At 44.5% G+C, this 22,010-nt stretch carries 17 protein-coding genes; 11 read left to right on the top strand and 6 right to left on the bottom strand.

Features of this window, described 5'->3' with window-relative positions; genetic code table 11:
- The first annotated feature begins 63 nt into the window (after positions 1-63).
- Positions 64-1,041 (top strand): MBL fold metallo-hydrolase, encoded by a 978-nt coding sequence (locus QF049_RS09785; RefSeq protein ID WP_091016640.1) that lies wholly within the window; start codon positions 64-66, stop codon positions 1,039-1,041.
- A 53-nt stretch (positions 1,042-1,094) separates the two neighbouring features.
- On the opposite strand, the gene QF049_RS09780 is transcribed toward QF049_RS09785, so the two are convergent.
- A complete protein-coding gene (locus tag QF049_RS09780) occupies positions 1,095-1,676 on the bottom strand; it encodes a LysE family transporter (RefSeq protein ID WP_307536958.1) in 582 nt (193 codons plus the stop codon).
- A 129-nt stretch (positions 1,677-1,805) separates the two neighbouring features.
- Here QF049_RS09780 and QF049_RS09775 point away from each other — a divergent pair, with 129 nt between their 5' ends.
- A complete protein-coding gene (locus tag QF049_RS09775; RefSeq protein ID WP_307536956.1) occupies positions 1,806-2,360 on the top strand; it encodes a helix-turn-helix domain-containing protein in 555 nt (184 codons plus the stop codon).
- Between the two features lie 131 nt (positions 2,361-2,491).
- On the opposite strand, the gene abnB is transcribed toward QF049_RS09775, so the two are convergent.
- A complete protein-coding gene (abnB, locus tag QF049_RS09770) occupies positions 2,492-4,909 on the bottom strand; it encodes an arabinan endo-1,5-alpha-L-arabinosidase AbnB (protein ID WP_307536953.1) in 2,418 nt (805 codons plus the stop codon).
- A 385-nt stretch (positions 4,910-5,294) separates the two neighbouring features.
- Between abnB and QF049_RS09765 the strand changes: the two genes are divergently transcribed.
- A complete protein-coding gene (locus QF049_RS09765) occupies positions 5,295-9,032 on the top strand; it encodes an alpha-L-arabinofuranosidase C-terminal domain-containing protein (RefSeq protein WP_307536951.1) in 3,738 nt (1,245 codons plus the stop codon).
- Between the two features lie 137 nt (positions 9,033-9,169).
- Here QF049_RS09765 and QF049_RS09760 read toward each other — a convergent pair whose 3' ends face one another.
- Together QF049_RS09760 and QF049_RS09755 are read right to left on the bottom strand one after the other, a co-directional pair.
- The gene (locus tag QF049_RS09760; protein ID WP_307536949.1) at positions 9,170-10,567 is read right to left on the bottom strand and encodes a TrkH family potassium uptake protein; all 1,398 of its coding nucleotides are present in this window, start codon (positions 10,565-10,567) and stop codon (positions 9,170-9,172) included.
- Complete coding sequence (locus tag QF049_RS09755) at positions 10,551-11,216, bottom strand: potassium channel family protein (RefSeq protein WP_091016628.1); 666 nt, start codon at positions 11,214-11,216, stop codon at positions 10,551-10,553. The genes QF049_RS09760 and QF049_RS09755 overlap by 17 nt, the downstream gene beginning before the upstream one ends.
- 312 nt (positions 11,217-11,528) lie before the next feature.
- Between QF049_RS09755 and QF049_RS09750 the strand changes: the two genes are divergently transcribed.
- The 5 genes from QF049_RS09750 (at position 11,529) to QF049_RS09730 (ending at position 18,631) form a co-directional block, all read left to right on the top strand.
- Positions 11,529-12,434, top strand: coding sequence for an ABC transporter permease (locus tag QF049_RS09750; protein WP_307536946.1), 906 nt, complete (start codon positions 11,529-11,531; stop codon positions 12,432-12,434).
- Positions 12,435-12,449: 15 nt separating this feature from the next.
- Positions 12,450-13,340: a carbohydrate ABC transporter permease gene (locus tag QF049_RS09745; protein WP_127545810.1), complete on the top strand. Its 891-nt coding sequence runs from the start codon at positions 12,450-12,452 to the stop codon at positions 13,338-13,340.
- Between the two features lie 95 nt (positions 13,341-13,435).
- Complete coding sequence (locus QF049_RS09740; protein ID WP_307536944.1) at positions 13,436-15,184, top strand: sensor histidine kinase; 1,749 nt, start codon at positions 13,436-13,438, stop codon at positions 15,182-15,184.
- A 4-nt stretch (positions 15,185-15,188) separates the two neighbouring features.
- Positions 15,189-16,868, top strand: coding sequence for a response regulator transcription factor (locus tag QF049_RS09735; RefSeq protein WP_307536942.1), 1,680 nt, complete (start codon positions 15,189-15,191; stop codon positions 16,866-16,868).
- Between the two features lie 119 nt (positions 16,869-16,987).
- Positions 16,988-18,631 carry an extracellular solute-binding protein gene (locus QF049_RS09730; RefSeq protein ID WP_307536940.1) on the top strand — a complete coding sequence of 548 codons (1,644 nt, stop codon included), beginning with the start codon at positions 16,988-16,990 and terminating at the stop codon, positions 18,629-18,631.
- Positions 18,632-18,713: 82 nt separating this feature from the next.
- On the opposite strand, the gene QF049_RS09725 is transcribed toward QF049_RS09730, so the two are convergent.
- Both QF049_RS09725 and QF049_RS09720 read right to left on the bottom strand, forming a co-directional pair.
- On the bottom strand, positions 18,714-18,974 hold the full coding sequence (locus tag QF049_RS09725) for a hypothetical protein (RefSeq protein WP_307536939.1): 261 nt from the start codon (positions 18,972-18,974) through the stop codon (positions 18,714-18,716).
- 95 nt (positions 18,975-19,069) lie between these two features.
- Entirely contained in the window at positions 19,070-19,198 is a 129-nt protein-coding gene (locus QF049_RS09720) for a DUF4023 family protein (RefSeq protein ID WP_047842809.1), read from the bottom strand.
- A 201-nt stretch (positions 19,199-19,399) separates the two neighbouring features.
- Here QF049_RS09720 and QF049_RS09715 point away from each other — a divergent pair, with 201 nt between their 5' ends.
- From QF049_RS09715 to QF049_RS09705, 3 genes are all read left to right on the top strand, one after another.
- Positions 19,400-20,152 carry a TrmB family transcriptional regulator gene (locus QF049_RS09715; protein ID WP_036670754.1) on the top strand — a complete coding sequence of 251 codons (753 nt, stop codon included), beginning with the start codon at positions 19,400-19,402 and terminating at the stop codon, positions 20,150-20,152.
- A 127-nt stretch (positions 20,153-20,279) separates the two neighbouring features.
- A complete protein-coding gene (locus QF049_RS09710) occupies positions 20,280-21,443 on the top strand; it encodes an MFS transporter (protein ID WP_307536937.1) in 1,164 nt (387 codons plus the stop codon).
- A 217-nt stretch (positions 21,444-21,660) separates the two neighbouring features.
- The gene (locus QF049_RS09705; protein ID WP_307536935.1) at positions 21,661-22,005 is read left to right on the top strand and encodes a maltose acetyltransferase domain-containing protein; all 345 of its coding nucleotides are present in this window, start codon (positions 21,661-21,663) and stop codon (positions 22,003-22,005) included.
- The last annotated feature ends 5 nt before the right edge of the window (positions 22,006-22,010 follow it).

Here is a 22,010-nt window from a genome sequence, read left to right as displayed (position 1 = left end):
TATGAATAGTTCTCATCCAAATATTGAACCTAGATTGATTATATAGAACAGAAGGTATGTACAATGACAAAATACGAAAATCAGCTCCCGACATCAGCAGGCATGAACTTCAAGTCCCTGATCAGTATATTGAGAGATTCCATGCGTGGAAATGTAGAGCGGAGGCCATCTGGCACGATGCCTATGGAGATATGTGAACCCGCTGAAATCTTTAGTGCATCCGATAATCCACAGGTTACATGGTTCGGACATTCGGCTTTTTTACTCGAAATTGAAGGGCACAGGTTGCTCTTTGATCCGATGCTGGGCAATCGTCCATCCCCCGTGTCCTGGGTGGGCACCAAACGTTACAGCACCAATCTACCAATTCAACCGGAGGATTTCCCAACGCTGGATGCAATCATTATATCGCATGACCATTATGATCATCTGGATTATGACTCCATTCGCAGATTGAAGGATAAAACAAAGCGATTTATCGTGCCGCTTGGCGTCCGTCGTCGGCTGATTCAACTGGGTGTGCCTTCGGAACAGATTACCGAGCACAACTGGTGGGATGAGTTATCGTTCAAAGGTCTAACATTGGCTTGCACGCCAGCAAGACATTTCTCGGGCAGAGGATTATTCGACCGTAATTCTACCTTATGGTGTTCGTGGGTTATCGCTGGACAACATACAAAAGTGTTCTTTAGTGGGGACAGCGGATACGGTCCTCATTTCAAGGAAATTGGCAGTAAATACGGTCCATTTGACCTGACCTTGATGGAATGTGGGCAATATGACGAGCGTTGGTCCAACATTCACATGATGCCGGAAGAAACGGTACAAGCACATTTGGATGTAGGGGGTAAGTTGCTCATCCCGATTCATTGGGCCGCATTTACGCTGGCCTATCATGCCTGGAATGAACCGGTTGAACGGATTACGAAGGCTGCACATGCCTTGCAAGTTAAGATTGCAACACCTAAAATCGGCGAGAAGGTTGTGCTTCATACGGAGGAATACCCTACACATCCATGGTGGAGACCGGAATTAGGATAAAAAAATAAAAGCGTTCAGCTCATCAAATGAGTGGACGCTTTTTCTATTGCATTTTACATCAGTATTGATAATGCACTGTAAATTAACAACATACCCATGACGATATTAACTGGACGTTCGTATCGCAATAGAAAGCTCTGGAATAACAGACCACCGAATGCCCAGGTCATATTGGCACTAATGCCGATAAAGGTGAGCAGCAAGGAAAATACGATTAATTGTACATGGGACTGCCCAAGAGGCAGGACAAAAACGGATATGGCCGTAAGTCCATACAGAATGACTTTGGGATTAATGAATTGCAGGGTGAACCCAAATAGAAATGAATAATGATTGACCTTGTTCTCTTCCGTATCTGCAGGTTTACTTCGCATAATTTTGATTGCCAGATAAAGCATGTACAAACATCCCAACAGGTTCAAAACGGGTGTGATCCTAGGAATATATTGATGAAGAATAAGGTTGAAATAACTGGACAGAAACATAATTAGCAGGCAGCCGGCTGCAACTCCACTGATAAACGGAAGGGTCTTGCGGAACCCCTGATTTTTGGCATGCGTCATGGAAATGATATTGTTGGGTCCGGGTGTAAATGAAGCAATAATTGCATAGGTCACTAAAGGTATAATGTTCATGGTTCCTCCACGTTTTCTTAGTTGTGTGATATAATGGCCTGAAATGTACGTTGTAGCGCACGGTCTTTATTATTGTACAATATGTGCGTTATAAAGCACAACATAAATATAAAATGAGGAGGATGGATTTTGAAAAACATTAATAGTATTCTTGCTCAGAACCTCAAACAGCTTAGGGAACAAAGAAAACTTAGTCTGGACAAGGTCGCCGAAATGTCTGGTATTAGCAAGACCATGCTTGGTCAGATCGAACGTGGTGAATCCAATCCATCCATTGCAACCGTATGGAAGATTGCTAATGGCCTGAAAACCTCCTTCACTGCTTTGATTCACGAGCCAAAGTCAGATACTACCGTTGTAACGGGGGATGATATTCAAGTATTGATGGAGGATGAGGGAAAGGTTCGGATTTATCCGCATTTTCCTTTTGAAGAGGGTCGTCGTTTTGAAATATATATGATGGAGATGGATCTTAAGTCTGAGTTGAATGCTGAACCGCATATCGAAGGTACGGAAGAATTTATTACGGTCTTTGAAGGTGAAGTTACGATTCGAGTAGGGGCGGAAGATTATACGGTGAATTCAGGGGAGTCGATCCGTTTTGGAGCGGACAAGCCTCACGCCTATGTTAACTCCGGTGCTAAGACGAACAAATTAAACATGGTCATTCATTATTCGAAGTGACAATAAAGCAGCCTGATGTAATGAACTGCAACACCGCTGTTAGTCGTCTCTAACAAATGGATGCAGTTCTACATTGGCTGCTTTATAGGTTTGTTCGCTATGGAGTCCAACGCCTATGATAGGACTCTAACTTATGGCTTTTCTTTGGCCTGACGCTGGATTTCCTTGGCTGTTAAAGCTTTATCATATACTTTTACATTATCCAAGCTGCCTTTGTAGAACGGATCAGCCGTATAACGACTCTTGCCTACATAAGCTTCGGTTACCTGCAGATCTTTCGGGTTAAAGGTGATCTCAGTGCTGCTTGCAACCGATGTACCATTCACATACAGAGTACCCACATCACCCTGAAGGGTTACAGCAACATGAACCCACTCTTTAGAAGGCAGTGGATCTGCGGCAATGATGCTCTGATCCCGTCCCTCATTATGAATGGTGAATTGTAATGCCCCATTATGCTGGGATGGTGTAAGGAACATATGCCTCGTCAAGCCATTTCCAAAGTCGAAAATACGCTGCCAGGGCCCGCCGCCATCCCAATTAACCCAAGCGCTAAACGTGAAATCTGTTGTGTCTGTAACGAGTTCAGGTAACTGAATGTAACTGTCGGTTCCGTTAAATGTGGCAGCCTGATTTTTGCCACTTGCAGCAGAACTGACCACGTTAAAGGCTTGTCCGTGATATTCGTTTTTGCTGTAATCCTGTGCGACTTTGCCAAGTTTCTTGTGTTCAAAAGTATACTCCCCGAGCAATGGGCTTACCGCTTGCTGTGGAATGATAACGTTAAACGTTTTGGAGCTTACCGCAGTTCCTTTACGAATCGTGGCGGTTAATTTCACTTTGGCATCGCCCTTACCAGCGCGTGGTCGCTGCACTACACCTGTAGTGGATAGAGCCGAAGCATTGGAGCTTTTCCACGTAATGTCTGTATCACTTGTTCCTTTGGTAGGCAGAGACAGATTGAAGAACACGTGATCCGTATTGCTAATGTTCAGATCCTTTTTCACTGCATCTACAATGTCTTGATCACTCCGTTCAACACCTTGACTTCCCCAGATGGCAATCCCGGAGGAGGAGAGGGCGCTAAAGGTCAGAACCGTACTTTGAGATTCCGAGTTCCATTCATGTGTGAAGACGCCTTTGTATACAACGTTATTCGAAGTGATCTGAACCTTGTTGTCTGCACCAAGACTCCATGTTCCTGTCACGGCACCATGAATCTGCCCATCTGTCGTGAACTGAACGGTCTGGGATGGCTTGATGTCCGCTGTGATGTCCTTACCATGATTCACCCATTGGTACTGACCAGCGATCTCCTGAGTTGTCAGCTGCGTGATATCTTCTCCCAGAGCCGCATAGCGATATGGAGAAACGACGGGCCAACCGTCTGCATTCATATGCATCTCATGTACGCGAACTTCATGCTCTTCGCCACGCCCTGGAAAGCGGGTATGGAAGATGAGAAAGTGTTTGCCAGTCTCCGGATCAACATAAGCAGAGTTATGCCCTGGCGATACATAGCCGCTACCTAGGCCTGTGCCCGGATCACCGATCTGTCTCTCGAACAGGAAGTTCCCCATCAATTTGACTCCAAAAGGCTCAATAGAACGATCATCAAACAACGGTTTATCCTTGTCCGCTTTAACGTTGATCATATCGTTTCCTTCCGCATCGAGGAAAGGCCCATCCGGTGATTGGGAGCGAGCAACGCGAATGTTGTATCCTCCATCAGCACCTAGTCCACCGTAAGACAGGTACAGATAATAATAATCGGTTTCGGGACTGTAGAGCATATAAGGGGCTTCAATACGACTATGATTGCCTCCGGTCAGCTTCTTGCCATAACCTTGATTTGGCAGTGGTTTACCTGTCGTTGCATCCATCTCCAGAATGAAGATCCCTCCGGAATACGAGCCATACACCATCCATAACTTGCCGTTTTTATCATAAAAGACATCAGGATCGACCACATTGGGATGGATCGTTGCATCGTAAATGGTACCATCCTCACTGATCTGATCCCACATGCCGGATTTCAACAGAATGCCTTGATCCTTATAAGGGCCTTCGATATTGTCCGCGACAGCAATGCCAAGCGCTGATCGCGGAGAGTCCCCTTTACAAGCATTGTAGTACATATAAAATTTGCCGTCCGCCAATTGAATGACATCTGCTGCCCATAACGTATCTGTCTGCGCCCATTCCAGCGCTTCAGCGAATTCCTTGGTTACATTGGGGACAACAGGATTGTTATCCGTAACACCCGATGCGACGAGATCCCAGTTCAGAAAGTCTTTAGACTTGGCCACTTGCAAGTGTGAACCAAAAATATAAAACGTATCATCCACCTTAATGACAGATGGGTCATGAACGGAAACATTTTTGAATGATGTAGCAGGATTTGCGAGAGGTGTGGTGGAAGTCTGCGAGTTAGCCACGGTTGCCCCTGAACCATTTGCGAACACCGAGACCGGTGCCAAAGTTGTTGCAGTAAGTAGAGTGGTGCTTAGCACAGAAATGTTAAGTACTCGAACCCAATAACGTTTCATACGTTTCCCCTTTCCTATTCCCCGGAATGAAAAATCAACCGATACTTGGCAGCACACGATAAAAGGTTCGGCAGACCTCCTTTGAGTATTTCATTATATCAAGCGCTTTCATTTGTTATATTATCAATTGATTTATATGTTTGTAAACCATAAAATTAATGTTTATAAGAGTAAAATGAAAAATAAATAAGAGACGGGAAGAGCCGATAAAGGTCATTACATTCAAATAAACCAGTTGTCTTTCTCAAATTTAGGATTGAAATGGGGATCGATGATGCGATATTATTACGTTTAAGAAATGTGTTTAACTATTTATCAATCATTTTATATTAATACGAATCAAAAGCGTGAACCGACAATTCCCAACTACATAGGAGGTAAGAACATGAGCACATATCAAAATCAATTAATCGCACAATACACGTTCGAAGATGCCGGTCAGATCGGGAAGGACAGCTCCGGTAAGGGACATGATGGTATAGCCAAAGGTGAGATCCTACCTGTGGTATCCGAGTTGAAAGGAAGATCCGCGGTGACTTTCAACGGGGGAGCGAATGGAACTTCTTATCTGCAACTACCCTCGAATCTGCTTCGGGATGTAAGCGATAACACAGGAGTTACGATTGCCACTTGGGTGTTTCTGGGCAAGGGGTCCAATGTGTGGGAACGCATTTTTGACTTTGGTAAAGGGGAGAAGGGACCGTATTTATTTTTGACACGTCAGCTTCTGGGTACGTTATATGCCGGAGATAATCTGGTTGTTCACCCAAGTGGGGGAGTTGCAAGCGGTGAATGGATGCATATTGCACTCTCCGTGGCAGGCAGCCAAGGGGGGACGCTCAGCAGTGCAGGTCCGATTGTGTATGTGAACGGGGAGAAGACCGCAGACGGTTCGATCAGTCAGACGTCCAGTGGCAATTATGCCAAACTGCGCAAATGGTTTGATACGTTCAAGGACCCTGAGAATTATAACCAGAATTATATTGGACGCTCCCAATACGCAGCGGATGTGGATTTTGCAGGTTCGTTGTCCGACTTTCGAATCTATGGGGCAGCGCTCACCATGGATCAGGTGATTGAAGTAATGTGTGAATCACTGACAGATGAAGCGATTGTGAAGCTTGCGGCAGACAAGTATTTGTTCTTCCCCAACCGAATTATCACCAAAGATGTGTCACTGCCCGCACATTTGCTGGGTGATAAAGTGACGGTTCAGTGGAGTTCCAGTAATCCGGAAGTCCTGTCCGAGAATGGAGAGGTTCAGGCAATTACATCAGCACAAGAGGTTACGCTCCGTGCGCTTCTGAACAGAGGTGATCGTAAGCTGAGCCAAAACTTTGACGTGTCTGTTGTGCCTGCGCATCTTCCGCCTTATACGGTCACCATCCATGGAGATCAGAAGGTGGCTGACATCAGTGAAGTGATGTATGGTTTGTTCTATGAGGATATTAATAACGCCGCAGATGGCGGTATCTATGCGGAGCTTGTCCAGAATCGATCATTTGAATCTTTTGCATTTGATACATACTCGCATGACTCTGGAGAGTGTGGTTGTTCGACAGGTCGAAATCGTGAGCCTTTGTTTGCCTGGTCAGGCGATACGGATAAAATGCTCGTGCAGCATACGGATGGACTAAACGTTCACTTTAACGTGGAAGATCCTGAAGTAAATGCTTATTATGTCACGGTTCAGGATGGGGCAACGATTCGGAATCGTGGATTCTCAGACTCTAACCAGCATTGTGCCATGTCCATCAAGCAGGGTGAATCATATGACTTTACCGTATGGGCAAAAGCAGAATTGGCAGGAACGATCACTGTTCAATTGCAGGATAGAGAAGACACTTCCATCAGTGATTCGGTAACGCTGCATGTTGAAGGCGGGAACACATGGAAGAAATACGGTTTGTCTCTGATCGGAACGGAGACTATACTTGGTCAACTGGCACTTACGTTTGCAGGTGATATCTCCGTCGATATGGTGTCCTTAGTGCCTCAGAATGTATGGGGAGCTGATCCGACAGAAGAAGGGATATCCGCTACAGCACATGCCAACTACACAGGTAATCCGAACTATCGCTTGAGAAAAGATCTAATTCAGGCACTCGCAGATCTGCATCCAAAGTTCCTGCGTTTTCCGGGAGGATGTATCTCGGAAGGGTCCTTTATATGGGACAACGTATACGATTGGAAGGATTCTGTGGGACCAGTTGAGCTGCGCAAAGAGAATTATAATGTCTGGGGTTACATGATGACGATGGGCCTCGGTTATATGGAGTACTTCCAACTGGCGGAGGATCTGAATGCTGCTCCGGTTCCAGTGATGGCTTGCGGTGTGTTATGTCAGGCACGTTCGGATTATGCTCATCCTGCGGGTGGCGCATTAAGGGATTATTATATCCGCAACTTCACAGACCTGATCGACTTTGCGCTCAGTACAGATTTTGAACACAACGAATGGGCGGGGGTACGAAGCCAGATGGGACATCCTGAACCGTTTGATCTTCGTTATCTGGGCGTAGGTAATGAGAACTGGGGCACTGAGTTTTTTGCCAACTTCGAAGTATTCAAACGTTCGATAGATGACTACATGAAACAGAACTATCCTGATCATGAGCTGCACATTATCTCGACGGTTGGTGCTCAGGCGGATGATAATGCGTACCAGGAAGGATGGAAATTCCTCAGCGGGAACCTCACCGGGTCAGCTCAGGTGGCTTTTGCCGATGGTACTGAGGTGATTGAGGAGACGGTAACCTGGTATGAAAATCAGGACAATTATATGGACACCATCGCAGATGAGCACTACTACCGCTCCAATGAATATTTGCTGAATAACGTAGATCGATACAACTATTATGACCGGGCTTATCATGAAGATGGAAGTATCGATTGGAAAGAAACATCCAAAGTGTTTGTTGGAGAATATGCTTCCACGGACAAAAACACGCTGGCAGGTGCGGTTGCGGAAGCTGCGATTATGACCGGATTTGAAAATAATGCAGACGTTGTTCGTTTGGCTGCCTATGCGCCATTGTTCAACAAAGTACTAACGGACGGTACCTATCGCTGGACGCCAGACTGCATCTGGTTTGATGATGAAACAGTATGGTATACACCGAATTATTATGTACAGCAGCTTTTTGCAAAACATGTAGGGGATCAGGTGCTTGAAACTTCATTCTCCACCTACAGCAAAGGCAAACCGCTGAGTCTCATTCCGCGTGGCGGCATCGAAATTGCAACAGGGAATGCAGACATTGTGGTGAAACGTGTCACGGTCACGTCCAATGTGGATGGCAGTTTGATGTTTGATGAAGATTTCAGGGAACGTACAGCGCCTAGTGAGGCATGGAACCAGATTCCCGGATCGGAAGGATACACGTTAACCGAAGGGAAAGGACTCATTTTGAAAGCACAATCAAGTGGATTGAATGGATTGTATCTGCTGAATGACGAATGGACCAACTACAAAGTTCACGTTGAGGCTGAGAGAATCTCGGGTGAGGATGGTTTTTACATTGGCGTGGGACTGACGGATATCTCACCTGAGAACAAGGATGTTATCGAGTACGCAATCAGTTACGGCGGGAATGCAACAGGCGTGAAGGTGTACAAACAAGGGATTGAAGGTTATACACTGGGAGACTATTCATCCAGCTCGGCAGCAGGTAACCTGAGAGCGGCCAATTATGAACCACTCGAGAATGGGACCGATTATACAATCATGGTTAACTATGGTGGGGATACAGGAAAAAATCTGATTTGTTCCTATACAGACGGACGTAATATCAGCAAGGTTCTGGATTACAAGCTGGAAGCTTACAACCGGGAAGTATTCCACTCTGTTACGAAAGATGAACGTCATGTGTATGTGAAACTGGTCAATGCAGATGGTGTAGATAAATCAACCCGGATTTGCCTTCAGGATCTGAAGGTTGATGCTTCAGCCAGACTGATCACACTTACTGGAGAAGATCATTTGGTACATATTCCAAATGTGAATCAGAAGAATGATGAGAAAGTGATTCCCCAAGAACAGGAGATAAAATTGAATGGTGAATCAGTGATCGTTGGTTTGTCAGCTCATTCGGTAAATGTTCTTATTATGGATCTTCTGTAAGCAAATATATAAATAAAGGCCCCCTTAAGCAGACATCTGTCGTTTGCGATAAGGGGGCGTTTTGCTATTGAACTTGTTTTGAAATAAAAAGGAATTACTTTTCCGCAATAAGATTAACATGTCAGTAGTCAGGAATGTTAACCAATAAGGACATGGTCCTCTGCATAACCGATTTTGGATGTGCGTTTCTTCTGAGCCAGTGCGAAAGCCAGAGTTAATGGTCCCAATCGTCCTGCAAACATCGTAATAGAGACTATAATTTTACCGGCAACACTCAACTCACTTGTCAGACCCATCGAGAGTCCAGTGGTGCTAAATGCTGAAGTGGCTTCAAACAGAACATCCAGAAAATGATTTTCAAGAATGCCTTCGGATATGGATAGCAGAATGGAGATCCCAAGCACAAAGGCGAGAGAACTTAAGACAACAGCGAGTGCACGCATTACTGTTTCTTCTGCAATTTTACGCTCAAAAGCATGAATCTGTCCGCCGCCCCGAAATGTTTGTATGGTTGCAAGAACAAGGACCACAAAAGTATTGATTTTAATTCCTCCACCTGTTCCGCCGGAAGAAGCCCCAATGAACATTAGGATAATAATGAAAAATTGGGATGTGGCCAACATACTTCCAATGTCAATGGTATTGAATCCAGAGCTTCGAGGAGCAGTACCCTGAAATAGAGAAGCCCATATACGTTCACTGTAAGATAAATCAGCAAACGTAGAAGGATTCCAACTCTCGAGTAAAAAAATGGTGAGAAATCCAAACAAGTACAGAGAAAAACTACCGATTAACACAATTTTTGAGTGAAGGGAGAGCTTTCTCCATGAACGTTTGCGGAATACATCCACAACCACAATATAACCCAAGCCGCCAATGATAAAGAGCGTAATGACTGTAAGATTAACAATCGGGTCACCAACAAATGGGGTAAGGCTATCACTCCAAAGAGAGAAACCCGCATTATTGAAGGCAGAGATGGAATGGAATATGGCGTAATAGAAAGCTTGTCCCCATCCCAAATCGCTCTGCCAGCGCAATGTAAGAACCACGGTTGCCAGAGCTTCAAAAGCAAAGGCTATAAGTACAATATACATGGATAGCTTAACCAGACCTTGAGCAGAGGAGGTATTGGTGGCTTGTTGAATAAGAAGCCTCTGTTTCAAACCAATCCGTTTCCCCAGAATAATGGCAACCATTACACCTAGTGTCATGAAACCCAGTCCACCAACCTGAATTAAAATCATGATGATGACCTGTCCGAATGTTGAAAAGACACTCCCTGTATCCAAGACAATCAGCCCATTTACACATATAGCGGAGGTTGCTGTGAACAAGGCATCAAGTAAACCGATGGAATTCCCGGTACTTGAAGATATCGGCAGTGCAAGCAATATGGCTCCGATCCAGATGAGAGTGAAGAAGATCATCATGATGAGTTGTGGAGGGCTCATATTATTTTTCAACTTGTTTACAATCGATTCAATGTTTGTCAGAGTCGGAGTTCCCATCACGCGTTTATCTCTTTGGCTCATAATCGCTCTCCAGATTTCGAATGTCATCGTTACTACCTATTAACAAGAGCATATCTCCCGCACGGACTGTGTCTTCCGCCATGGGTGAGATATTCAGGTTATTCCCTGTTTTGATGGCGATAACAGTACATCCATATTCAGCCCGAATATTGAGTTCTAGCAATGTCTTCTGATTCATACTTAAGGGAGCTTTGATCTCGACCAGATTATAATCTGAAGACAATTCAATGGAATCAATAATGTTGTCTGAGCTAAGCTGATTTCCCAGCCTTGTGGCCATGTCACGTTCAGGATAAACGATCTGATCCGCACCAATCTTGCTAAGCACACTGCCATGGTTATCATTTTTTGCTTTGGCTGTTACTTTGGGCACATTAAGTTCTTTCAATAACAAAGTGGTTAGTATACTTGCTTGCAGATCTTCGCCGATCGCGACAATGGCGTGTGAAAAGTTGCTTGCCCCAAGCTCCATAAGGACTGATTTGTCAGTGCAATCTGCTTGTACCGCATGGGTTGCCACCGTTGAAATCTCCTGAACAAGAGTTTCGCTTTTGTCTACAGCGAGCACTTCATGCCCATTTTTAATGAGTGTGTGTGTCAAGCTTGAACCGAATCGTCCAAGACCAAGTACCATAAATTGTTTTTTCATAATATCCCTCATTGTAATCAAAATAAATAACGGTTTCCTCTACACCCTAATGGTAAATATTACATTACGTACAATGGAATGTAAGGTTTCATATCGTAGTTAGCAAATCCTGTCCGCCATGTCTATGTCTAAGCATATCTCAAAAGAGTTCATTCTAATGGCTTAAGAATAGAATTGCAACTGATTCGTTTCTTTTTTTGGTATGGCGGTTGAACTGTGCAAAGGGTCAACAAAAGATACCCAAAGTAAATAGCCCACACTATTGCGGTGAACGGGCTGCTCCTATAATAAACGTTGAAGGAGGAGTCAGCTATGCGTTCCAACTACAAACAATTTATCCGAAACGTTCCGCTTCATCTTATGATTCTACCCGGACTGCTGATTATTATTGTATTCGGTTACATTCCGATGGCGGGGCTATCTATTGCCTTTCAGAATTTCTCTCCCATTGCCGGATTCAAAAACATGAACTGGGTGGGGTGGGATAATTTCAGGTATCTGTTCGATCTGCCCGGTTTCTCGCAAGTTGTATGGAATACGGTATTTATATCAACGATGAAAATTGTGTCCGGCTTGGTCATTCCGGTACTTGTAGCCTTGTTGCTCAACGAGGTTCGCAAGACAGGTTTCAAAAGAACGATTCAGACTGTAATTTATATGCCTCACTTTTTCTCTTGGGTTATTCTGGCGGGAATCATCGTGGATGTGTTATCTCCCAGCACGGGGATCGTTAATATGTTGCTCAAATCCCTCGGAATTGACCCGATTCAATTCCTGGCCAGTAACGAGTGGTTTCCATACATACTTGTCATCACAGACCAATGGAAAGAATTCGGATTTGGTACGATTATCTATCTGGCTGCCCTCACGAATATTGATAAGTCTCTCTACGAAGCTTCTGTTATGGATGGAGCGGGAAGATGGAAGCAGACATGGCATATCACACTGCCCGGCATTCGCCCGATCGTAATTTTGATGGTAACGCTTAGTCTGGGGAATGTACTCAACGGCGGTTTTGATCAAGTGTTCAATTTGTATAATCCTTTGGTGTATGAATCAGGAGATATTCTCGATACGATGATCTACCGGATTGGATTGCAGGATGCACAGTATTCCGTATCAACAGCGCTGGGTCTTATCAAATCTGTTGTTTCCTTCATTTTTATCGGACTTGGTTATTTCTTGGCCTATCGGTTCGCGAATTATCGGATATTCTAGAAAGGAGGCAGAGTCATGCACCACGCTTCAAGAGCCTATCGGTGGTTCCTAGGGTTTAACTACGTCATCCTGACGATTCTTGCCTTGTTATGCCTGTTCCCGATTGTGAATATATTAGCGATTTCATTTAGTTCAAGTGATGCGGTCAAAGCGGGAAGTGTCACATTCTGGCCTGTGGATTTTACATTGTCCTCCTATCAATACATTCTGGAAAATCAGCAGTTCCTGAACTCATTTGGCACGAGCCTTCTCCGTGTAGTCCTGGGGGTTACGACCAATCTGATCTTCACGATTCTGGTAGCTTATCCGCTCTCCAAAGAGGCTGCCAAATTCCGCTCAAGAACATTCTACGCCTGGATATTCGTATTCACGATGTTGTTCAGTGGAGGGTTGATCCCGGGTTATCTGGTGGTTAAGGAAGCGGGGTTATTGGATTCGATCTGGGCCCTGATTCTGCCAGGTGCTGTTCCGATCTTTAATGTGCTATTAATGCTTAATTTCTTCCGGGGATTACCGAAGGAGCTTGAAGAAGCTTCCTGGATGGATGGGGCAGGACATTTCAGAACCCTATGCAGCATTTATCTTCCGATCTCTCTGCCCAGTATCGCGACCATTACACTGTTCGCCATGGTGGGACACTGGAACGCCTGGTTTGATGGCATGATCTACATGAAGAGTCCGGAAGGTTATCCACTTGCTACCTATCTTCAGTCCATGTTGCAGCAGGTGACGATGATTCAGAGTGAGATGATGACGCTGGAAGATGCAACGCTCTTAAGTCAGGTATCGGATAGAACCACCCAAGCTTCCCAGATCTTTTTGTCCGTTATTCCGATCCTGCTTGTGTATCCGTTCCTGCAACGGTATTTCGTTCATGGTCTTGTCGTCGGAAGTGTAAAGGGATAAGATCGATAGGAGGAAAACCGATCGATGGAAGGAGCCGATTTCTGGCTCCTTTTTTGCTATTGATGAGAGAGCGTGAGGAAAGGAGGAGGGAAACTTTGCGATTCATCCGGGGGAGATGGAGAGAGTCATCCATTGTTGTCAAACTGATGATTGCTTTTGTACTGGTCATTCTGCCCTTGTATGGGATAAGCATTATGATTACGCAAGTCAGCTCCAAACAAATGCAGACGGAGGTGGAGAAGGCGCATGAATCCAAATTGTACTTCTACCATAATCATCTGCAATTCGAATTGGAGCGAATGAGTGCGCTGGTTACCGAATTTTCATTTGATGAAACCATGTCCACACTAAGTACACGAGCCGCAATTATGAGCAGCTATGAAGTCACGTCCAGTCTGAACAATATCCACAATAAGCTGGGTCAGATCATGGTGACAAGTCCCTATATTAGTGATGTGGTGTACTATGTTCCTGCTCTACACAAACGGGTCAGTGCTGCGGACGGGATTCGCGACGTGGAGGATAACGAATGGCAGAATCTGCTCGCCACGATGGGGAATCTGAATGGCGAATTATCACATTCCAATAACGATCTCTATTTTCTGAAAAGTAATCCATATAACATGAACCATGAGGAACCACCCAATTTCATATTAGGGATACGCTTGTCTGCTGAAGAACTGAAACATCGTTTGCAGCAGCTGTCGGAAACAGGCGAAAGTGAAATTACACTGAGTTTTGGTGAACAGCAACATGTAGTGATTTCTTCTTCCGAGCAGCCAGCACCTGTTAAACCGCTTCGAACAGTTTCACCTGAACCGTCCGAATCCATGCAAGTTACAAAGTTTCAATCTGATCCATATCTCTATTATTCGTTGCATGATAAGAATCACTCGTTCACCCTGACAGCTACTATACCGCAGGATGTGCTGAGTGCGCCGCTGGAACAATACAACGTATGGTTATGGATGGTCACCTTCATGTCGGTTGTGATCATTATTGTCTTCTCGTTTTCGATCTACAGATCAATTCACCAACCGCTAGCGGTACTCATTCGAGGATTCAGGATGGCAGAGCAGGGCCAGACAAGCGTACATATTCCTTCATCCAGAAGGGATGAATTCGGCTATTTATACTCTCGATTCAACCATATGATAGAGCGCTTACATATTTTGATCGATGAGAATTATGTTGCGCGGATTCGAACAAGTGAGGCGGAACTCAAACATCTGCAATCCCAGATTCAACCTCACTTTTTATACAACAGTCTGTTCAGCATCAAGCAGATGGCTGAGGTAGAGAATGTGGAGCTCATTCAGGAATTCACCGACTATCTGGGTCAATATTTCAGGTACATGTCTCGGGATTCTCATACAGAGGTATCGTTGGGTGCTGAAATTGATCATGCGCTGGTCTATGCATCCATTCAGAAAATCCGGTTTGGCTCGAGAATTCAATTGCAATTGGGGGATCTGGATGCAAGGTACAGAATGATTTCGATTCCCAGAGTTATTATCCAGCCGATCGTGGAAAATGTGTTCGAGCATGCACTAGCCAAGCGTAGTCAGGGAGGGATTTTACAGCTTTCATACCAACAGGATCAGGACAACCTATCCATTCGCATTGAGGATGATGGGGATCAGTTAACCGACGAAACATTGAATTACCTGAAATCTGCCTTTGAGGAAATAGAGCGGAAACATGGAAACGAAGAGATAACCGGGCTCTTGAATGTGAATCAGCGATTAAGGATCAAATTCGGGGCTGCCTATGGTCTTACAGCGCAGCGAAGTGAGCTCGGTGGGTTGTGCATTATAGTGAAGATTCCATGGAAAGGGGAGTAGCGTTATGCAACGAATGCTTATTGTAGATGATGAACCCGTTATTTTAGATGGACTGTATGCTTTCTTTCAAAAGGCGAACTTTCAGGATATGGAGATAATCAAGGCTTACTCTGCCTATGAAGCTATCGATTGGCTGAACTCGGTCAAGATTGATATTGTACTCAGCGATATCTGTATGCCTGGTATGGATGGCATGCAATTGATCGAGCAGATTATGGATCGGTGGCCACGATGCAAAGTTCTCTTGCTGACCGGTCATAACGAATTCGATTATGCACACCAAGCCATTCGCAATCCGTGCGTTGTTGATTACCTGTTAAAGACAGAGGGCATGAATCATATTCGGGCCGCGGTAGAACGGGCATTAACACAGATCTCGGAAGAGAATGATTTTCGCTACCAAGCTGCCTGGTTTCGCAGTAAATTGCCAAGAGCGCTGCCCCAGTTACAGCGTCAATTGCTGCTGGATGTGCTTAAGCGAACGGATAGACATGATATCGTTTCACTTCAGGAAGAACTGGATGCTGTGCAGTTACCTTTCGAATCCGATCAACTCGTTATTCCTGTGATTATCCGGGTAGAAGAATGGAACAACTATCAGTCCCAGGCGGATCGCAGTCTCATCCGCTATGCCGTTGCCAATGTTGCGGAGGAGCTGCTGCAAGACAAGGCTAAGGTGAAGGCGATTGATCTGGACACTCAGGTCATTGCGTGTTTTATTCAATCGCAAGAGACGTATCCGTCATACGTATCTGATACACAAGGGGAACGAGGTAGTCAGCTGGATAACTGGGTACAGACCCTTCGTTTTGTCTATGGCACATTGGAGTCTGTGCAGCAATCCTGTGCGGACTGCTTGAACCTGTCTGTATCCATCATGGTCAGCGAGCAGGCGGTAGAGTGGAGCAGGGTTAATCAGGCAATCGGGCAGTTACGCCTGTCGATTCATGAGAGTCCCGGGCTTGGGATGGAGAAGCTGCTGCGTGTAAATATCCAGGATGAATTGCCTTACACCCCTAGCATTATGAATCAACAGGGTGTTGTAACACTGCATCTGGATCAGATCAAACAGCGAATAACCGCCGGGGATCGGGAATGGATGGAGCCTTTCCATAAATGGACCGAGGCTGCGAAGGAAGGGCTTCAAGATCCGTTCTTTCGCATGAAAACGTATACGGGTGCAGCCAATGTACTCATTGAAGTCCTGCACGAACTGGGGTTGTATGAGTCAGCAATGGAAGAAATATCGCTTTCCCGAATGCTGCATTTTGACATCCATACCGCATGGTCTGATCTGGTCATCTTTTATCAATCGGCATACGAATGGATGATCTCCAAACGAAGTGATGCCCGCCTAAACGACCAATCACAGATTCTGATCACGATCCATCATTATATCAAACACCATCTGGAGGATGACCTCTCACTCACACGGATCGCACAAGAAGTCTCGCTTAACCCTTCTTATCTGTCGCGTTGGTATAAACGGATTACCGGCAAAGGCATATCAGACTACATCCATGACCGCAGAGTGGAGCGAAGCAAAGAGTTGCTTCTGGGTTCTTCCTGCAAGATGCATGAAATATCCGCGAAAGTTGGATTTAGCGATCAGCACTATTTTTATCGTTTCTTCAAAAAAGCAACAGGCTGCACCCCTCAAGAGTATCGGGATCAGAAAAGTTAGATGATATCTCAAATGGTAAATCAAAGATACCAGATGTCAACGGGATACACTCGAAGTGATAGCGCTTTCTTTGTAATATAAAATTATACCTCACGGGAGGAGAAAAAAGGGGGATTCGCATGAATATATCATTCAAGAAGTTCTCATTATTAACATTAACCATGGTACTGGCCACCACACTTGCTGCCTGTTCATCTGGTGCGGGAAGTGCCGAGAATGAAGCTGAACCGAACACACAGCAGGATGCGGGAGGACCACTTACGAAATATGACCCACCCATTAAATTGACTTCCACCATGAATGAAACAGGGAAAGAATCGCTTGCTCAAGGAGATACACACGCCAATAACATCTGGACCAGAGGGTACAAGGATGAACTCGGTATTGATGTCACGTATGAATGGATTGTTCCGGATGCCAATTATAACGATAAGATGAATGTTACGCTCGCGAGTGGTGATCTGCCGGATGTACTGAAAGTGAGTGCTGTTCAATTCGAACAACTGCATGAAGCAGGGATGCTGGAGGATCTGACCGAAGTATATGACAAGTATGCATCCGAACTGGTTAAGGAGTTTATGTCTGCTGAAGATGGAGCAGGTTTGAAGCCGGTAACCAAGGATGGCAAAATATACGCCATGGTGAGTTTCCCAGGCTCGCTGGATTCCTCAGATATGATCTGGATTCGTCAGGATTGGTTAAAAAAGGTTGGTCTTGAAGCGCCCAAATCCATGCAGGATGTCATCCAGATTGCGGAAGCCTTTACCTTCGAAGATCCAGACGGAAATGGCAAAGATGATACGTACGGTATCGCCTTAAACAAGGATTTACCTATCAACGCGTTCTTGCTTGGCTATCATGGTTATCTCGAAACCTGGATTAAGGATGCTTCAGGTCAAGTCGTGAATGGGACGATCCAACCCGAAGTGAAAGAAGGATTACGTGAGCTTCAGACTCTGTATCAGAAGGGTGTGCTTGATCCCGAATTTGGCGTGAAGGATTTTGCTAAAATGATGGAGGATGTGAATGCAGGCAAGTCAGGCATGTTCTTTCTGCCACAATGGGCACCATTTCAGGTTAGCAGCATGATTAAGAAAGACAAAAACATCGACTGGATGGCTTACCCGGTTCAATCGATTGATGATCAGCCAGCCAAAACACAGAATCATCTTAGTCTGGGCGGTATATTTGCCGTTCGCAAAGGCTACGAGCATCCAGAAGCGTTGATTAAACTGCTTAATTTCCAGGCTGAAAAAATGTTCGGTGAGTCTGCCAAGGAAGAACGGGCTGCTTATTTGAACGGATTGACAGGTCTTGGTTTTCATAATGCGACAGTCTCCAACCTGCCAGCCAACAAAAATGTGAAAGCACAGGATGAAGTAGAGCAGGCGCTCAAAACTGGAGATACGTCCGGATTGGAACTCGAAGCGAAGCTGTTCTATGACGATATTATGGATTATCGGAATGGGAATCTCGATAAGTGGCATATGGAGCGTATCTTTGGCCCCGAGAGTTCACAAGGTGTGATTAAATATTATCGGGATAATGACCTCATTGTCATGAATGAATTCATCTATGCACCGACGAGAACAATGAATACGAAGCAAGCTACACTGGATAAACTGAGAGCCGAGACGTTTCTGAAAATCATCTATGGTAACTTGTCGATTGACGAGTTCGATAACTTTGTTGCGAATTGGAAGAAACTTGGCGGCGATCAGATCACAAAGGAAGTGAATGAAACGATCGCTGCTAACCAATAGCATGATTGATTCATAATATCCAAGAATGGAACATGAAAAATGGTGCGCTCCTTAAAGGGAGGCACCATTTTTTTGCTTCGAATTATCTGCGTTTCAATAACAGAACTCCACTGATTGTTGACGTTTTCTGGCGGTATACCACTTTGAATCCAATATCATTGTCCAGCAAGCAGTTCAGTGCATTGATCAACCGTGCACCAGGAACCAGTGTGAATGTACATGGAGACGTATTACCAATCACACGTACACTTTGGATTCTGCGCGCAGAACCGGGAATGAGCGGATTTCTGGACCAATAGATTAATACCAGATCCGGTTGTGGAACAGCATTGACACGAGCCATACTAATCATCTCTTTTCTATTAAATGTTCTTAATAGTAGATGAAAAGTAGAAGAAAGGGTGTTAGACGGAAGTCATGCTGTTCAATAAATAGACTCTACTTATTCGTAGAATGCTGCTTCGATGGCAACTTGTCCCCTGGTGTTCCCTTGCCGTTGTTTTTATTGTGACGTGCTTTTTCGGCATTTTCGTTAACTTTCTTCACAAAATCTTGAGTGCTTTCCATTGAAAATTACAGCTCCTTCCACAAGCAAAATGTGTATTCCGATTCTTAATATAACCACTGGAAAGTGATTTTATTTTGGGGACATCACTTTTAATTTTGATTCAACAATCCAAGGTCAGTTGGGACATACTGGACATGGGAAGTGTAGCCGTCTAAACTAGATAGACCAGACATAATAAGAAGGGATGCGCCGATCCAAATATGTTGCAGAAATTCGGTTTTACACAATATGAGAGCCAGGTATACGAGGCTATATTTGCACAGGATGAACCGCTTGATGCCACATCGATTGTAAATTACTCCAACGTTCCCAAAGCCAAAATTTATGAAGTACTTAATCGCCTGATTGACAAGGGAACGGTGCTGACAACGATGGATGGGAAGAAAAAACTATATATGGCTGTGGATCTTCAGTCCATTATTCATAAGATCAAGGCTGATTTTGAGAAAGATATTGAGGAATTGAAAAGTTACAAAATCAAACGTACATTTACGGATGAGCATATTTGGACGTTAAAAGATGAGTCGTCCATCGCATCGAATATCGAACAGCTTATCGAGGAAGCAGATTCATCAATTCTTTTTCTGGCCTGGAATGAGCGAATGGAGAAATATCGTGAACTGCTGGAGCAGAAGGAAAAGCAGGGCGTGTACGTTGAAGTGCTTGCCGTTGGGGGAATGGAGACATCCTTAAACCGGATATACTCGTTGATTCCATTGCTTGATGCGCCGGAACCTTCACAACTGCTTATTGTGGATCATGCATATCTGCTGTTTGCCGGTGTGGAGCACGATTCATGGCGAGCGATCAAGACGATGTCCAAACCGATTGTCAAAGCGATGACTGATTATTTCTACCATGATGTTGCGCTTACACAAATTACCAAAAAATACGGTGACCAACTGTTACAGGATGCTGAAATCGAGAAACTGCTCACCAGATTGATCTATTAAAACTATTCTCTTGGAGAATAGTTTTTTTGTTATATCTTTGTTTGAAAATAATCATGAAAATAACTATTGAAACTTTCATTCTTATGGGTTACTATCGTAGTTGTAACTTTTTGAGGAGGATTCAAAAATGAATAAGAAAGTATATGTGCTTGCTATCGCAGCATTTGTGGTCGGAACCGTTGAACTGATCTTGGGCGGAATTCTGGACCTGATTGCTACGGATCTTCGTCTTTCCCTGGCGAAAGCCGGGTATTTAATTTCTATTTTCTCACTGGTCTATGCGTTGTCTGCGCCGATTTTATTAAATATGACGGCCAGATTCGAGCGTAAAAAAGTATATATGTGTACGCTGTTTGTATTTCTAATCAGTAATCTGATTTCTGCATTCAGTACCAGCTTTTATATGCTGATGGCGGGCAGAGCGCTCGGAGCCGCCACGGGCTCACTTATTTTTGTACTCTCCCTGACCCTTGCAGCTCGCATTGTGGAACCACAATATAAAGGACGCGCCGTGGGGATCATTACCATGGGAGGTAGTGCATCACTTATCCTGGGTGTACCTCTTGGAATCTTTGTAGGTAACTTGGCAGGCTGGCGTGAGGTGTTTATGTTGATCGCTGTTCTGACCGCAGTGGTTATGGTGGCCATCTGGATTGCGATGGATCGTGTGCAGCCGATTCCTGCTGTATCCTTGAAGAAACAGCTTACGGCTCTGTGGAATCCTAAAATGTTGGCAATCCATGCGACAACTTTACTTGTGCTTGCGGGTCATTTGACTTTATATGCGTATTTCACACCGTTTCTGCAAGAAACGCTGGGTGCCAGCGCCACGATGGTTACCTTTATCTATATGATGTTTGGGATCGCTGCTGTTGCAGGTGGAGGCATAGGTGGCATGTTATCCGATCGTCTGCATCCTGCTAAAGCCATTGTCATTGTGCTGATTCCTTTTATCGTAAGCATGGCTGTCATTCCGTTCAGTGTGGGATTGCCTTTGATCGCCTTCTTGTTATTGTTAAGCATCTGGAGTGCACTGAGCTGGACCGTTACGCCTGTACAAAATAGTTTGATTATCAAAACGTCACCGGAAACAGCTGAAACGCTAATCAGCACCAACTCAGGTATTGCACATGCAGGTATTGCACTGGGTACTTATATCGGTGGCATGGTAATTGATCACTCATCGATTCTGAACACCGGATGGGTTGGTTCTGTTCTGATTCTGCTTGGTTTGCTGTCTGCCATCTATGCCATTAGCGTTAAGGAAAAAACCGTTCAGGCGGTTGCTTAGAATAAAGAAATTAGACAAAAGCTTGAACCTCTGCATTCCCATAGTCTAATGGGTGTAGAGGTTTTTTTGCTGTTTCGCTAGAGTACGCGTCAGTAGATTAAACCATTTTCATATCAAGCAAAACTTGCTTTATTCATACTAATCTATATAATTAAAATAGTTTTAAAAAGTGTTATTTAATGTGAATTACATGATGTGTATTGAGGGAGCGGTGATCATGACTACGAAGACGGAAAAACAAAAAATGCTGGATGGCGAGCTGTACATGGCTTCGGATCTTCAATTATCTGAGGACAGAGAGTATGCAAGGAAAATGACTCGGACGTTTAATCAAACGACGGAAACGGACGGTGAGCTTCGCACCAGGTTATTGAAGGAACTGTTTGGATCTACAGGTGAACACCTGGGCATGGAACCTAATATTCATGTGGATTATGGATATAACATTCATGTAGGCAATCATTTTTATACCAATTTTAACTGTACGATATTAGATGTGGTTCCCGATAATATGATCGTTGGCGGCAATCCTGCCAGAATCATTAGAGAGATAGAGCTTTAACATAT

Origin of the sequence: Paenibacillus sp. W4I10, assembly GCF_030816325.1 — a bacterium.
Taxonomy (GTDB): Bacteria; Bacillota; Bacilli; order Paenibacillales; family Paenibacillaceae; genus Paenibacillus; species Paenibacillus amylolyticus_B.
The sequence above is the reverse complement of the archived record's forward strand: the minus strand, read 5'-3'. Positions and strand labels throughout refer to the sequence as shown.